The sequence below is a fragment of the Falsiroseomonas sp. E2-1-a20 genome (assembly GCF_051433195.1).
Classification (GTDB): Bacteria; Pseudomonadota; Alphaproteobacteria; order Acetobacterales; family Acetobacteraceae; genus Falsiroseomonas.
In genome coordinates this window covers 26,882-41,145 of sequence record NZ_JBHMFT010000017.1, presented here as the reverse complement: position 1 = coordinate 41,145, position 14,264 = coordinate 26,882, and the positions used below count along the sequence as shown (strand labels likewise).

The following is a 14,264-nucleotide window of genomic DNA, read 5'->3' as shown; positions in this document are numbered from 1 at the left end:
GCCATGCAGCCGCGCCAGCAGACCGAGCTGGAAAAGGTCAAGGCCCGCATCCGCGCCTTGGCCGCGAAGACCACGGATCGCGGCTGCTCCGAGGCCGAGGCCATGCTCGCCGCGCAGAAGGTCGGCGAGCTGCTCGAGGTCTACGGCCTCGGCATGTCCGAAGTCGAGCTGCGCGAGGAAGCCTGCATCCAGCGCGAGGTCGTCATCACCGGCGCGCGCCTCCAGGCCGTCGGCATCATCTTCATGGCGATCCTGCGGCTGACGGAAACCCGCGGCTGGATGGTCGGCCGCAGCCAGTTCGTCGTCTTCGGGCTGGAGCCCGACGTGCTGATGGGCGAATACCTGCTGCATGTCGTCGCCGGAGCCGTGGACCACGAGGAGGCGCTGTTCCGCGCCAGCGAGGCCTATCGCCGCTCCCGCCTCGCCCCGCAGCAGCGCCTGCGCAGTTTCCGCTATGGCTTCGCGGAGCGTGTCTCCGACCGCCTCGACGAACTCGCGGCGCATCGCCGGCAGGCGGAGGAAGCGGCGCACGCAGCCTCCGGCGCCGGCACCGCGCTGGTGGTGGCGAAGGAGGCGCGGCTGAGCGAGGCGTTCCGCGGCCTCGGCATCCGCCTGCGCTCGCGCACCACCACGCGGCGCGTCAGCGACGGCGCGGCCTTCCGGCAGGGCGTGGCGGCGGGCGGCCGGGTCGGGCTGGAACGGCCGGTCGGTGCCGGCGCGGGAGCCCCGGCGCTGCCGCGCGCCCGGCGTTGACCGACGCCCGCGCCCGCCGGGTCTATGCCTGGGAGGACCGGGTGGTGGCGCCGCTCGACAGGTCCGAGGTGCCCTTCGCGCAGATGCAGGCGCTGGTCGACCATGTCTGGGCGTCCGAGGGCCTGCGCTGGCCGCCAAGGGTGCGACACCGCCGGGCGACGCGCGCCACGCTCGCCACCGGCAGCCGCCTGGCCATCGAGGCGCCCGATGCGCTGCCGAGCTGGGTGCTGCTGCACGAGATGGCGCATGCGCTGACCGACCCCGGCGACGGCACGCCGCATGCCGGGCACGGGCCGGATTTCCTCGGCGTCTACGTCAAGCTTCTGGTCCGCCATGCGCGGCTGGACCAGGCGATGCTGGCGGAGTCGCTCAAGGCGGCCGGGCTGTCCTGGAATCCCCAGGCCCGGCCGGTGCTGCTTTAGCAGGCTGCGCAAATTCGCCGAAAAAGCCCTCGCGCCCACTTCCTGTGGGTGAGGGGGAGGTGCAAGCGTCTGAACAGGCTCACAACCTTCACGCCCCCCTCACCCCAACCCTCTCCCCCCTGCGGGTGGAGAGGGCTTTTTTCGCGGCCTGTCAGCCGCCGCCGATCCCCTTGTCCACCTTGCCGGACCCGCCGCAGGTCTCGCAGCGGCGCTGGCCGATGCGGCCGGTGCCCTCGCAATCCGGGCAGATGTCCTCGCCGGTGCCGGGCGTGCCCGGCGGGGCGTCGTCGCCCGGGCGCGGAGTGGTTGCCGACATCATCGCCTCCCTTGCCTGACCTGCCGCCTCAACGCCGCGCCGCCGCCGGGCGTTTCACGGCGGCGCCGCCGCCGGGCGTTTCAAGGCGGCACATGCAGGTGGCGCGTCACCACCGGCGGGCGGCGGTCGCGGTGCAGCGCCGCGGCGGCGGCAAGCGCGGCGTGGTCCGCCGCGTCCAGCCGCGCCGCCTCCCGCAGGTGGTCGGTCCAGCTTTCCATCGCCCACAGCTCGGTCCAGAGATCCGGCCGCGCCACATCCTCGTACAGCCGCCAGACCAGCGCGCCGGACCGCAGCCGCACCTCCCGCACCTCCCGCATCGCCGCCAGGAAGGCGGTCCGGTCGCCAGCGTCGATGCGGTAGCGCACGGCCTCCAGCACCCGGCCGGAATCCTCGTGCAGCAGGCCGTGCAGGTGCTCGGCCGGCGCCTCCGGGTCCGGCAAGGCGGCCTTGGCCGCCTCGGTGCGCCCGCGGCGCATGAAGCGCGCCAGCCGCCAGGGGCGTACCAGCAGGGCGGTGGCGGCTCCGGTCGCGGCACACAGCAGCAGCGCCGCCGGCACGCTCAGACGCATGCCGACCCAGCCCCACAGGGCGGAGCCCACCGCCAGCGCGCCGAAGAAGGACAGGTGGTAGATGCCGAGCGCCCGCGCCCGCGCCCGCGCCCAGCCCGGCGCGCTGACCTGCGCCGCGGCGCCGAGCGTGCTGCCGGCCAGCAGCCAGTCGGCGCCGAAGACCAGCAGCGCCGGCCCCGCGACCGACCAGTGCCGCGCCAGGCCGAGCCCCGCCATCGCCGCGTAGGCGGCCAGCGAGGCGAGGAACACCAGCCGCCCCTCCGGCACCCGCGCGCGCAGCCAGGGCAGCGCCAGCCCGGCCGCCACCGCCCCGGCGCCGGCCCGGCCGAGCATGGTGCCGAAGGCGGCCGGCCCCAGGCCCAACCCCTCCCGCACCAGCAGCGGCAGCAGGGCCCAGACGGCGGCGGCGAAGAAAAAGAAGGCGCAGGCGCGCAGGATCGCGGCGCGCAGGCCGGGGGAGGCGGCGGCGAAGCGCAGCCCGGCCCGCACCGCCGCCGGCAGGCGTTCCGGCGGCAGGCCGGTGCTCGGCGGTGCCGGCCGGCGCCAGGCCACCAGCGCCCACAGCAGCGCCAGGAAGGCCAGCGCGTTCAGCCCGAAGGCCGCCACGGGCCCAGCCGCCGCCAGTACGAAGTCGCCGAGCGCCGGCCCCAGGGCGCGGGCCAGGTTGAAGCCGACGCCGTTCAGCGCCACCGCCTGCACCAGGTCCTCCGGCGGCACCAACTCCGGAGTCGCCGCCGCCCAGGTCGGGAAGATCACCGCCGTGCCGGCGCCGATGGCGAAGGTCAGCGCCAGCAGCCCCCAGGCCCCCAGCATGTCGAGCCAGGCGAGCCCCGCCAGCGCCAGCCCGGCGAGCGAGATCCAGAGCTGCGCGCCGATCAGCGTCATCCGCCGGTCCAGGATGTCCGCCAGCGCGCCGCCGGGCAGGGCGAACAGGAACACCGGCAGCATCGCCGCCGCCTGCACCAGGCTGACCATGATGGGGGAGGGGGCGAGCGAGGTCATCAGCCAGCCGGCCCCGGGTTCGTCGCACCACACCGGAATGGAATTTGCGGCCCGGGCGAACCCACGCCCCTTCGCCGGACTTTACCAGGGGAGGAGACCCCATGGCACGAGATACCCAACCCGCTTCCGGCTGGCTGCCGGTGGAGGCGCTGGACGACCTGGCGGACAGGCAGGCGGCCGCGAGCCGGGAGGAGGCGGAGCGCCTGGTCGCGCTGCCGCCCCGCGAACGTGTGCTCGACCTGATGCGGCTGGTCGCGAGCGGGGCGAAGGAGGAGGCGAAGCTGCGCCCCGCCGACCTCGCCACGGTGCTCGCCAGCTTCGAGGGCTCGGCGTCGCCCGACGCCGCGGCGCTGGCCGCGATGTTTCCCGCCCTGCCTGAAGACTGACCGTGCAGGCCGAGGGCGCGGTGCTGGACCTGCCGCTGCTGGCGCTGGAGGCGATGGAGGTCGGCGTCTGCTGCACCGACCGCGCCGGCGCCTGCACCTTCGTCAACCAGGCCGCGCTGCGCCTGCTGGGCTACGAGGATGCCGCCGGCCTGGTGGGCCAGGACCTTCATGCCCGCATCCAGCAGAGCCGCGCCGATGGCAGCCCGCAGCCGGCCGCGGACGGGCCGCTGCGCCAGGTGCTGACCAGCGGCCGCGGCGTGCGGCTGGCGAACGAGGTGCTGTGGCGCCAGGACGGCAGCTTCCTCGTCGCGGAATTCGCCGCCAGCCCGATCCGTGCGCCGGGCGGCGGGGAGGTGCTCGGCGCCATCGTCACCTTCCGCGACCAGGCGGACCGCGCGGATGTCGAGGCGCGGCTGGCGGTGCAGTATGCCGTCAGCCGGGTGCTGGCGAGCGAAGCCGGACTTGATGCCGCGCTGCCGCGCATCCTGCAGGCCATCGGCACCGGCTTCGGCTGGAACATCGGGGTGTTCTGGACGGCGGATCTGGAGGAGGCCGCCCTGGCGCCTGCCGCCACCTGGACCGCACCCAACGTCCGCGCCCCCAACCTGGCGGAACAGACCCCGGTGCTGCGCTTCGCGCGCGGGGAAGGCATGCCGGGCCGGGTCTGGGCGGAGGGCCAGCCGGAACTGGTGCCGGTGCTGGCCGCCGACCCCTCCATCGCCCGCCGTGCCGCGGCGCTTGCCGATGGCTGCCAGGCCGCGATCGGCGTGCCGGTGAAGGCGGGGGAGGAAACCCTCGGCGTGCTGGAATTCCTCGACCGGGAGCCGATCCGGCTGGATGCGGAGCTGCGCGATGCGCTGGCGACGCTCGGCCAGCAGATCGGCCAGTTCATCCGCCGCCGCCACGCCGAACAGGCGCTGCGGGAGCGCGAGGAACAGTACCGCTTCATGGCCGATTCCATCCCGCAGTTGATCTGGACCGCGGCGCCGGATGGCGGGCTGGACTACGTGAACGCGCGCTGGGTGCAGTATTGCGGCCTGCCGGCGGAAGCAGCCCTCGGCCACCGCTGGGCGGAGGTGATCCACCCCGAGGATCGCCCGACGATGCAGGCCGATTGGCGCGCGGCGCTGAAGCGCGGCGAGACCTACACCACGGAAGCCCGCATCCGGTCCCGCGACGGCAGCTTCCGCTGGTTCCTGACCCGCGCCGTGCCGCTGAAGGGCCGCGGTGGCCGCGTGCTGCGCTGGTTCGGCAGTTCCACGGACATCGAGGACGCCAAGCGCGCCGAACGCGAGGTGCGGCGCAGCGAGCAGCGCTTCCGCTCCCTTGTCGAGGCGACCTCCGCCATCGTCTGGACCACGCCGGCGTCCGGCGCCTTCACCGGCGACCAGGCGAGCTGGTCCAGCTTCACCGGCCAGGCGCCGGCGGCGTACGAGGGCAATGGCTGGCTCGCCGCGGTGCATCCGGAGGACCGGGAGGCGACGATCGCGGCGTGGCGGGAGGCGCTGGGTGGGCGCGCCATGTACGAGGCGGAACACCGCCTGCGCCGGCACGACGGCCTCTGGCGGCACATGATGGCGCGCGCCGTGCCGATCCTGGCGCAGGATGGCAGCCTGCGCGAATGGGTCGGGCTGCACATGGACGTGACCGAGACCCGGCGCACCGAACGCGCGCTGCGCGAAAGCCAGGACCGGCTGCGCGCCGCCCTGCTCGCCTCCCGCACCGGGACCTTCCGCTGGGACATCTTCTCGAACGCGTTCGAGATGGATGAGGGATTTCTCCGGCTGGTCGGGGCCGCCGGCACGTCGCCGCGGCGCGGCGTGCAGGCGGCGGTGGCGGATTTCGTGCATCCGGAGGATCGCGACCGCGTCGGCGTCGAGATGACGCGCATCGCGGCGGAAGGCGGCGATGTCGATCTCGAATTCCGCGTGATCCGCGCCGATGACCGCGCGGTGCGCTGGATCTCCGGCAAGGGCGAGACCACGCGCGGTCGCGGTGGGCAGCCGCTGCACATGATCGGCGCCATCGTCGACATCACCGACCGCCGCCGCTTCGAGGAGGAGCTGGTCTCCGCCAAGGAAGCGGCGGAGGAAGCCAACCGGGCGAAGAGCCAGTTCATCGCGAACATGAGCCACGAGCTGCGCACGCCGCTGTCCGCCGTCATCGGCTACACGGAATTGCTGGAGGAGGAGGTCGAGGATCTCGGCGTCGAGACCGCGGAGGCGGTGCTCGAGGACATCCGCAAGATCCGCGGCAATGCCCGCCACCTGCTCGACCTCATCAACGACGTGCTCGACCTGTCCAAGGTCGAGGCCGGCAAGATGGAGGTGCAGGCGGAGGATTTCGACGCCGACGCGCTGGTGGCGGAGGTGGCGGAGACGGTCGGCTCGCTGATCCAGCGCAACGGCAACGAGCTGGTGCTGGACCTGGCGGAGGGTGGCCTGGGCGCGATGCACTCGGACCCCGTCAAGCTGCGGCAGTGCCTGTTCAACCTGCTGAGCAACGCCGCGAAGTTCACCGAGGGCGGCCGCATCACGCTGTCCACGCGCCGCCTGCCCGGGGCGCCCGCGCGGCTGCAACTCCGCGTGCGCGACACCGGCATCGGCATGACGGAGGCGCAGCTGCAGAAGCTGTTCCGCCGCTTCAGCCAGGCGGATGCCTCCACCACGCGGCGCTTCGGCGGCACCGGCCTCGGCCTCGCGCTGACCAAGGCGCTGAGCCACCTGCTCGGCGGCGACATCGCGGTGGAGAGCGTGCCGGACCAGGGCTCCACCTTCACCCTGACGCTGCCCGCCGACCTGCGCCGCGTCGCCGCCACGCCGGTCGAGGAGCCGGCGCCGCAGCAGGGCGAGGGCGCGACGGTGCTGGTGATCGACGACGACGCGCCGACCCGCGACCTGCTGTCCCGCTTCCTGCTGCGCGAGGGATTTTCCGTGCGCACCGCGATCGACGGCGCGGAGGGCCTGCGCGTCGCCCGCGCCATCCGGCCCACCGCCATCCTGCTGGACGTGATGATGCCGCGCATGGATGGCTGGGCGGTGCTGTCGGCGCTGAAGGCGGATGCCGAGTTGCGGGAGATCCCCGTCATCATGGTCAGCTTCGTGCAGGAACGCAGCCTCGCCTTCTCGCTCGGTGCCGCCGACTACCTGCCGAAGCCGGTGGACTGGCAGCGCCTGAAGCGCGTGGTCGAACCGTTCCGCGCGCCACAGGGCCTTGCCCTGGTGGTGGAGCACGATGCGGCGACGCGGGACGAGCTGCGCCGGATGCTGGAGCCGGAGGGCTGGTCCGTCGTCGAGGCGGAGAGCGGGCCGGAGGCGCTGCGCCGCATGGCGGAGACGCTGCCGCAGGTGGTATTGCTGGACCTGCAGGCGCCGGAACCCGGCGGGCTCGATTTCCTGCAGGCGATGCGCCGGCGGGCGGAGTGGCGCGGCATCCCGGTGATCGCCATCGCGGACCGCGAGCTGCGCCCGGGTGAACGCGAGCGGCTGCGCGGCCAGGTGCGCCGCATCGTGCAGGCGGAAGACGGCGTGCCGGAGGAGTTGCTGCACGAACTCCGCCGCATCGCCGGGAAGGGAGAACAGGATGCCGAAGCTGCTGCTGGTCGAGGATCATGAGGAGATCTGGGACTTCCTGTCCCGCCGCCTGCGCCGGCGCGGCTTCGACGTGGTGCTGGCGCATGACGGCCAGGCGGGCGTCGACATGGTGCGCAGCGACCGGCCGGACCTGGTGCTGCTCGACATGAACCTGCCGGTGATGGATGGCTGGACCGCCGCGCGCGCGCTGAAGGCGGACCCGGGCACCTCTGCCATCCCGATCATCGCGCTGACCGCGCATGCGCTGGCGGGTGACCGCGACAAGGCGCTGGAGGCCGGCTGCGACGACTACCACCCGAAGCCGGTCGATTTTTCCCGCCTGCTGGACCAGATCGCGGCGCGCCTGCCCTCCGGCACCGCGCCATGAAGGTGTCCGAGGTGATGAGCCGCGACGTCGAGTTCCTGGCCGCGGATGTGCCGGTCAGCGAGGCCGCGGTGATGATGGGCGAGCTGGAAGTCGGCGCCGTGCCGGTCGGCACCGCGGACCGGCTGGAAGGCGTGGTGACGGACCGCGACATCCTGTACCGCGTCGTCGCCAAGGGCCTGGATTGCAGCGTGGTGCGGGTGCGGGAGGTGATGACCCGCCCGGTCTTCGCCTGTGGCGAGGATGACAGCGTGCAGGCGGCCATGGACCTGATGGCCTCGCACCACATCCGCCGCATGCCGGTGCGCGACGCGCAGGGCCTGGTGGTGGGCTGGATCACGCTCGGCGACCTGTCGCGCCGCCTGCTGCTGGACAGCGGCCACCTGCAGCAGGCTCTGCGCGAGGTGACGGAGGAGCCTGCCTGAGGTCAGGCCCGGTAGCGCCGGTTCAGGCTGGCGGTGACCTCCTCCGGCAGCGCCAGCCGGGCGGCGAGGTAGTCCAGCCAGGCCTGGTTCACCCGGCTGCGCCGGTCCAGTGCCAGCAGCGACGCGGCGTAGGCATGCGGGCCGAGCCGCGCCTCCATCACCTGGTGCAGCAGCGCGCCGAGCGGCAGGGGCGTGGCAATGGCCTCCGCCAGCAGGCCCCGTTCCGCCTTGCCGCCGCCGATCGCCTCCAGCGCCGCCGCGATGCGGTCCTGTTCGGCCTCGTCGATGCCGCCATCCGCATCGGCGGCCGCGACCATCATCCGCACCAGCAGCGCACGGCCGGCGGCATCCAGCGTGCCGAGGTTCAGCGTCAGCGGGAACAGCGTCTGGTGCCGGTTCTGAAGCCAGGCGCCGAGTATCTTGGCGGCCAGCGCCTCCTGCACGATGCGCTGCGGTTCGGGGCCGTGGCGGTGGCGGCGGGTCGGCGGTTCCGGCGGCGCGGCCTCGGCCAGCGCTTCCTCCTGCAAGGCGTGGAACTGGCCGTCGCGGTTGCGGCCGAAGCCCATCAGCCGGCCGATGAATTGCTGCGCGCTGGTCATGCCGATCCCCTGTCCGGGCTGCAACGAAATGGTGCGCGCGGCGTTCCCGCCCGGCCCACAGGAAGCCCACAACCATGACGACCGCCGCATGACGCTGGACCAGGGGCTCGCCTTCGGCATCATCGGGGTCACCATCCTCGCCTTCATCTGGGGCCGGCTGCCCTATGACCTGGTGGCGCTGTCGGCGCTGCTGGCCGGGCTGGTCGCCGGCATCATCCCCTACGACCAGGCCTTTTCCGGCTTCAGCGACGACGTGGTGGTGATCGTCGCCGCGGCGCTGCTGGTCAGCGCCGCCGTCTCCCGCTCCGGCGCCGTCGAGACGCTGATGCGGCCGGTGCTGCCCTACCTGAAGACCACCGGCACGCAGGTGCCGGCGCTGGTCGGCGCGGTGATGGTCGCCTCCGTCTTCACCAAGAACATCGGCGCGCTGGCCATCTTCATGCCGGTCGCCATGCAGCTGGCGCGGCGCACCGGCACCTCCGCATCCAGCCTGCTGATGCCGATGGCCTTCGCCTCGCTCACCGGCGGGCTGATCACCATGATCGGCACCTCGCCCAACATCCTGGTCTCCCGGGTGCGGGAGGAGGTGACGGGCCAGCCCTTCCAGATGTTCGACTATGCCCCCGTCGGCATCGGCGTCTGCCTCGCCTCCTTCGTCTTCCTCGCCCTTGGCTGGCGCCTGCTGCCGCAGGGCCGCCGTGGCGCGTCCATGGACGCCGCCTTCAGCATGGAGGCCTACACCGCCGAGGCCCGGCTGCCCGCCGACGCCCCCGTGGTCGGCAGGACGGTGGCGGAGCTGGAGGCGATGGGGGAGGGCCATGTCACCGTCGCCACCATCATCCGCGAGCGCTTCCGCCGCTACGCGCCGACGCCCGACTGGGTGCTGCTGGCGGAGGACGTGCTGCTGCTGGAAGGCGCGCCGGAGGATCTGGAACGCCTGGTGGCGCGCGCCAGGCTGCGCCTGGCCGGGGAGAAGCCCGCGGAGGGCGACGCGGCGGAGGAGATCAGCGTCATAGAGGGCGTGGTCACCGCCGAATCCTCCCTCATCGGCAGCACCGCCCTGCAATCCGACCTGCGCCGGCGCTTCGGCATCAGCCTGCTGGCGGTAAGTCGCAGCGGCCAGCGCATCACCCAGCGCCTGAACGCGGCGCGCATCCGGGCCGGGGACGTGCTGATCCTGAAGGGTGCCACGACCGACATGCCGGAGGCGCTGGGCAGCCTCGGCGTGCTGCCGTTGACCGAGCGCGACGTGGCGCTCGGCCGCCGCAAGCGCAGCTGGGTGCCGGTGATCGTGCTCGGCATCGCCATGGCGGTGGTGGCGCTGAACATCGCCCCGGTCGGCGTGACCTTCTTCGCCGCAGCCGTGGTGCTGATGCTGCTGCGGGCGCTGAGCACGCGGGAAGCCTATGACGCCATCGAATGGCCGGTGCTGGTGCTGCTCGGCGCGCTGATCCCGGTGAGCGAGGCGATCCGCACCACGGGCGGGACGGAACTGATCGCCGCCTGGCTGTCCGGCATGGTGGAGGTGCTGCCGCCGTCCGGCGCCTTGGCGCTGATGATGGTCTTCGCCATGGCCATCACGCCCTTCCTGAACAACGCCGCGACGGTGCTGATGCTGGGGCCGATCTCGGCCGCGGTCGCGGTGAAGCTGGGGCTGAACCCGGACCCCTTCCTGATGGCGGTGGCGATCGGCGCCGCCTGCGACTTCCTGACCCCCATCGGCCACCAGTGCAACACGCTGGTGATGGGACCGGGCGGCTACCGCTTCGGCGACTATTCCCGCCTCGGCCTGCCCTTGTCCGTCATCGTCGTCGCGGTCGGCGTGCCGCTGATCGCGCTGGTCTGGCCGCTGTCCGGGGGGTAAGCCTGCGGGATGAGCAAGACACCCCGCATGCTGTTCGTGCCGCCCGGCAGCGGCGACCAGCACTGGCAGCCGCAGCCCGCCAATGGCTGGATCGAGGTGCTGACCTCGCCACGTCATGCCGGCGCGCCGGAAGGTTTTTCCGCCGGCCTCCAGGAACTGCCGCCGCTCGGCAAGATCCGCGAACATGCACATCCGGCGCAGACCGAGATCTTCTGGGTGGTGGCGGGCCGCGCGCTCGGGCGGCTGGATGGCGTGGTGCGGCGGATCGAGACCGGCACTTTCATGGTCGCGCCGCCGCATGTGCGGCACGGCTTCATCAACGACGGCGACGCGCCATTCCGCTTCCTGTGGCTGCTGGTGCCTGCGGGGCTTGAGGATTTCTTCATCGGCATCGGCCGCCCGAAGCGCGCTGACCTGCCCGACCCCACCCCCTATCCCCGCCCCGCCGAGACCGGCGCCATCGAGCAGGCGACGGTGTTCGAGACGCTGGACCCGCCGCCCGAACCGCCCTGGGATACCACGCCCATCGCCGACCCGGCGGTGCTGCGGCGGCAGGCGGGCGAGGCCGGCTGACGGAATCGGGGTCGCGACCGCGAACGAATGAACCGCCCGCCGCGTTGCACCCACAACCCAGCGCAAGCGGAGCAACCGGAATGACCTTCATCCTCGTGGCCCTGTTCGACCGGCCGACGGACGCCGAGCAGGCGGCGGACGACCTGCCCCGCGCCCTCGGCACCGACCCGCAGGAACTGGCGCTGTTCGGCGATACGCCGGTGCCCCGCACCCGCGCCCTGCAGCCGATCGACCGGCTGAACCTGCCGGCTGAGGAGGATTTCGTGTTCCGCCAGGGCATCCGCCGCGGCGGTGCCGTGGTGGCCGCCTGGCTGGCGGAGGGCCAGACCGAGGCCGCCATGGCCGTGTTCATGCGCTGCGGCGCCGCGGACCTGGACGTGCGGGAGGAGGATTGGCGCGGCGACGCCCCGGAGGAGGATACGGGTGCGCCGGGCCGCCGGGGCTACACCGGGCATGACGAGGATATCGGCTTCGCCACCTTCGGCGGCGATGCCGTGCTCGGCCCGATTCCGCGCCGGCACCAGGACGATGCGCCGGCCGGCCTGCTCGGCCGCTTCGCGATGTCGGCGATGCAGCGCGACCCGGACCGCAGCCGCGCCCACGCGCGCGCATTTGCGGTGACGCCACGCCCCTGACGCGCGCAGGATCACGCCGGGAGGATCAGCCCATGCCAGAGATGCCCCACGACATCGAGCGCGCGATCCAGCAGCGCGCCTACGAGATCTGGATGCAGGAAGGCTGTCCGGACGGCCAGGCGGAGGCGCATTGGCATCAGGCCCGCGCCGAGGTCCAGGCCTAGTACCAGGAGCAGCAACTGGACGCGGAAGTGGCGGACAGCTTCCCGGCCAGCGACCCACCGTCGCATTCGGGGATCACCGGGGAGCGTCGGTAGGAGACGGGCGGTTCAGGCGCCGTCCGGCTCATCCTCCGTCGGCGCCTCGCAGCGGTTGTGGATGTGGGTCGCGGCGGTGGCGGCGTGGCCCATGCCGACCACGATCTGGTCCAGCCCCCGCACCACGTCGCCGGCGGCGTAGAGGCCCGGCACCGTCGTCTGCGCGTGCTCGTCCACCAGCAGCGCGCCGGAGGGGTCCTGCGCGGCCCCGAGCTTTGCCGCTAGCGCGTTGCGGTACTCCAGGCCCAGGGCGGAATACAGTACTTCGAAGCGGAGCGCCGCGCCGTCGCCGAAGCGCAGCGCCGCGATCTGGCCATCCGCCATCTCCAGCCCGGCGATCGGATGCTCCACCAGCCTGATGCCGCGCTCGGCGGCCATCTCGCGTTGTCCGGCATCCAGTTCCAGCGTCGCGCCGAGGGTCAGCAGCGTCACATCCCGGGTATAACTGCGGGCGATGAAGGCGGCTTCCGCCAGGCCATGCGCGCTGCGGGCGCCGCCGGGGGCGATCACGGCGATGCGGCGATCCCGCGATTCATAGCCGTCGCAGATCGGGCAGTAGCGCACCAAGCCGCGGCGCACCGCATCCGGCAGGTCGGGCAGCGCCGGTTCGACATCCACCGCGCCGGTCGCCAGCAGCACGCGCCGCGCCCGCAACTTGTGCGACACGCCCTCCGGCGTCTCCAGCAGCGCCAGGAAGCCTCCGCGCCGGCGCGCCAGCATGCTGATCCGGCCTTGCTGGACCACCATGCCGTAGCGGCCGATGTGGTCGCGCTGGCGGGCCAGCATCTCGGGGCCGGGAATGCCATCGGCGAAGAAGGGGATGTTGTGGCTGGCGGGAATCCAGGCGGCGCGAGGCTCCCCGGCATCCACCACCAGCGTGCGGCGGCGGAAGCGCGCGAGGTACAGGGCCGCGGTCAGGCCGGCGGGGCCGCCGCCGATGATCAGGCAATCCAGGGCATCCTCCTCGGTCATGACCGCTACCGTTCCTGTTCCTCCGCGGCGATGCCAAAGGCGGCGAGCCCCTCCGACAGCAGGTCGCCCAGCAGCTCCATCTCTGCCAGGTAGACCGGCGCCGAGCTATCCGCGTTGCGCTCCCGCGCCAGACGCTGCGCTTCCTTCCACTCCGTTGCGTCGTAATCGCCGCGGCCGATCCAGGCGAGCGCGATCAGTGCCGCCTGCTCGTCCTCGTTCAACTCCGCGATCAGGCCCTTCAGCGTATCGGTCATGCCATCCGGATCGACCTCGTCGGGCGTCTCCGGGTCCTGCACGTCCTCATTCGTCGCTTCCTCCTGCAACTCGCCGGCGGCGCGGGCGAGGTCGATGATGGCGACGATGGTGGGCAGGCTGACGACGAGGTCGATCTCGCCATCGGGGTCGTTGGCGTGGCTCATGCTTCACATCCTTGATCCGGCGCGTGCGGCTGCAACGCGGAAAGGCAGGAAGGACCCCCCCGCATCGCCTCAACTGGTCGCGATTGCGCGGGCGACGCGAATGGGCGGAAGCCCTGCGGCGACGGCCGGTTTCCGCTGTCGGTGTCCGCACCGCGCAACGGTCTTGCGCGAACCGTCTTCGCGCCGCCGACGTTGGCCGCCGGGTCCACACCTTCCACGGAGGTTCCAGGCGATGTTCTACATGGATGGCAAGCTGCAATACCCGGTGCGCGTCGAGCGTCCGAACCCGGTCTTCGCGCGCGCCCTGCAGCAGGCGATCGGCGGGGTCGAGGGCGAGATCCGCGTCTGCCTGCAATACATGTTCCAGGGCTGGGGCGCGCGCGGCCCGGCCAAGTACCGCGACATGCTGCTGAACACCGGGACGGAGGAGATCGGCCACATCGAGATGCTGGCCACCGCCGTCGCCCTGAACCTGGAAAAGGCGCCGCTGTCGTTCCAGGAGGAAGCGGCGGCGAACCCGGTGGCCGGCGCGGTGCTGAACGGCATGAACCTGCGGCACATCCTGTCCGCCGGCCTGGCGGCGACGCCGGAGGATGCCAACGGCGTGCCGTTCAACTGCAGCCATGTCTATGCCAGCGGCAACATCGCCGGCGACATGCTGGCGAACGCCATGGCGGAGGCGACCGGCCGGGCGCTCGCGGTGCGGCTGCATGGCATGACGGATGATCCCGGCATGAAGGACATGCTCGGCTTCCTGATCGCGCGCGACACCATGCACCAGCAGCAATGGCTTGCGGTGGTCGAGGAACTCGGCGGCTACCAGGCGCAGCTTCCGATCCCGAACTCGCACAAGGACACCGAGCCGCACGCGCAATACGCCTACGCCTATTTCGGCCACGACATGTCGGGCCTGGTGCCCTCCGGCCGCTGGACCGAAGGCGCGACACTGGACGGCAAGGGCCGCTTCACCTCGATGCGCAGCGAGCCGCTGGGAGAGAAGCCGGTGCTGGCGCCGCCGCGTCCGGACAGCGGCGCGCAGACGGACCAGGTGAACGCCCCGGCCGCCGCCAACGACCCCGCCATGGCGCAGCGCGGGCGATCCGCCTGATTTCATC

16 protein-coding genes are annotated in these 14,264 nt (G+C 72.5%); 11 read left to right on the top strand and 5 right to left on the bottom strand.

Annotated features, from left to right (window positions below; all coding sequences use genetic code 11):
• Positions 1 to 3 precede the first annotated feature (3 nt).
• Entirely contained in the window at positions 4 to 753 is a 750-nt protein-coding gene (locus ACFHPP_RS19665; RefSeq protein ID WP_437164935.1) for a DUF2786 domain-containing protein, read from the top strand.
• The gene (locus ACFHPP_RS19660; RefSeq protein ID WP_437164934.1) at positions 750 to 1,175 is read left to right on the top strand and encodes a hypothetical protein; all 426 of its coding nucleotides are present in this window, start codon (positions 750 to 752) and stop codon (positions 1,173 to 1,175) included. Before ACFHPP_RS19665 ends, ACFHPP_RS19660 begins: the two co-directional genes overlap by 4 nt.
• Before the next feature lie 151 nt (positions 1,176 to 1,326).
• Here ACFHPP_RS19660 and ACFHPP_RS19655 read toward each other — a convergent pair whose 3' ends face one another.
• Together ACFHPP_RS19655 and ACFHPP_RS19650 are read right to left on the bottom strand one after the other, a co-directional pair.
• Entirely contained in the window at positions 1,327 to 1,494 is a 168-nt protein-coding gene (locus ACFHPP_RS19655; RefSeq protein ID WP_437164933.1) for a hypothetical protein, read from the bottom strand.
• A gap of 77 nt (positions 1,495 to 1,571) precedes the next feature.
• Entirely contained in the window at positions 1,572 to 3,101 is a 1,530-nt protein-coding gene (locus ACFHPP_RS19650; RefSeq protein WP_437165008.1) for an MFS transporter, read from the bottom strand.
• A gap of 62 nt (positions 3,102 to 3,163) precedes the next feature.
• On the opposite strand from ACFHPP_RS19650, the gene ACFHPP_RS19645 reads away from it, so the two are divergent.
• Genes ACFHPP_RS19645 through ACFHPP_RS19630 form a run of 4 tightly spaced genes read left to right on the top strand, consistent with a single transcriptional unit; the run spans position 3,164 to position 7,830 of the window.
• On the top strand, positions 3,164 to 3,448 hold the full coding sequence (locus ACFHPP_RS19645) for a hypothetical protein (protein ID WP_437164932.1): 285 nt from the start codon (positions 3,164 to 3,166) through the stop codon (positions 3,446 to 3,448).
• 2 nt (positions 3,449 to 3,450) lie between these two features.
• On the top strand, positions 3,451 to 7,062 hold the full coding sequence (locus tag ACFHPP_RS19640) for a PAS domain S-box protein (protein ID WP_437164931.1): 3,612 nt from the start codon (positions 3,451 to 3,453) through the stop codon (positions 7,060 to 7,062).
• Positions 7,031 to 7,408 (top strand): response regulator, encoded by a 378-nt coding sequence (locus tag ACFHPP_RS19635; protein ID WP_437164930.1) that lies wholly within the window; start codon positions 7,031 to 7,033, stop codon positions 7,406 to 7,408. The genes ACFHPP_RS19640 and ACFHPP_RS19635 overlap by 32 nt, the downstream gene beginning before the upstream one ends.
• 14 nt (positions 7,409 to 7,422) lie before the next feature.
• On the top strand, positions 7,423 to 7,830 hold the full coding sequence (locus ACFHPP_RS19630) for a CBS domain-containing protein (protein WP_437164929.1): 408 nt from the start codon (positions 7,423 to 7,425) through the stop codon (positions 7,828 to 7,830).
• A gap of 2 nt (positions 7,831 to 7,832) precedes the next feature.
• On the opposite strand, the gene ACFHPP_RS19625 is transcribed toward ACFHPP_RS19630, so the two are convergent.
• Positions 7,833 to 8,429: a DUF533 domain-containing protein gene (locus tag ACFHPP_RS19625; protein ID WP_437164928.1), complete on the bottom strand. Its 597-nt coding sequence runs from the start codon at positions 8,427 to 8,429 to the stop codon at positions 7,833 to 7,835.
• Between ACFHPP_RS19625 and ACFHPP_RS19620 the strand changes: the two genes are divergently transcribed.
• The 4 genes from ACFHPP_RS19620 to ACFHPP_RS19605 all read left to right on the top strand — a co-directional run bounded on the left by ACFHPP_RS19620 (position 8,428) and on the right by ACFHPP_RS19605 (position 11,665).
• The gene (locus ACFHPP_RS19620) at positions 8,428 to 10,293 is read left to right on the top strand and encodes an SLC13 family permease (RefSeq protein WP_437164927.1); all 1,866 of its coding nucleotides are present in this window, start codon (positions 8,428 to 8,430) and stop codon (positions 10,291 to 10,293) included. The two genes, ACFHPP_RS19625 and ACFHPP_RS19620, sit on opposite strands and share 2 nt — an antisense overlap.
• A gap of 9 nt (positions 10,294 to 10,302) precedes the next feature.
• The gene (locus ACFHPP_RS19615; RefSeq protein WP_437164926.1) at positions 10,303 to 10,866 is read left to right on the top strand and encodes a cupin domain-containing protein; all 564 of its coding nucleotides are present in this window, start codon (positions 10,303 to 10,305) and stop codon (positions 10,864 to 10,866) included.
• An 80-nt stretch (positions 10,867 to 10,946) separates the two neighbouring features.
• Entirely contained in the window at positions 10,947 to 11,501 is a 555-nt protein-coding gene (locus ACFHPP_RS19610) for a hypothetical protein (RefSeq protein WP_437164925.1), read from the top strand.
• Between the two features lie 32 nt (positions 11,502 to 11,533).
• A complete protein-coding gene (locus ACFHPP_RS19605) occupies positions 11,534 to 11,665 on the top strand; it encodes a DUF2934 domain-containing protein (protein ID WP_437164924.1) in 132 nt (43 codons plus the stop codon).
• A 105-nt stretch (positions 11,666 to 11,770) separates the two neighbouring features.
• Here the strand turns inward: ACFHPP_RS19605 and ACFHPP_RS19600 are convergent, their stop codons facing one another.
• The gene (locus tag ACFHPP_RS19600) at positions 11,771 to 12,730 is read right to left on the bottom strand and encodes an NAD(P)/FAD-dependent oxidoreductase (protein WP_437164923.1); all 960 of its coding nucleotides are present in this window, start codon (positions 12,728 to 12,730) and stop codon (positions 11,771 to 11,773) included.
• 5 nt (positions 12,731 to 12,735) lie between these two features.
• A complete protein-coding gene (locus ACFHPP_RS19595) occupies positions 12,736 to 13,149 on the bottom strand; it encodes a DUF3775 domain-containing protein (protein ID WP_437164922.1) in 414 nt (137 codons plus the stop codon).
• A 232-nt stretch (positions 13,150 to 13,381) separates the two neighbouring features.
• Between ACFHPP_RS19595 and ACFHPP_RS19590 the strand changes: the two genes are divergently transcribed.
• Positions 13,382 to 14,257 carry a manganese catalase family protein gene (locus tag ACFHPP_RS19590; RefSeq protein ID WP_437164921.1) on the top strand — a complete coding sequence of 292 codons (876 nt, stop codon included), beginning with the start codon at positions 13,382 to 13,384 and terminating at the stop codon, positions 14,255 to 14,257.
• Positions 14,258 to 14,264: the final 7 nt, after the last annotated feature.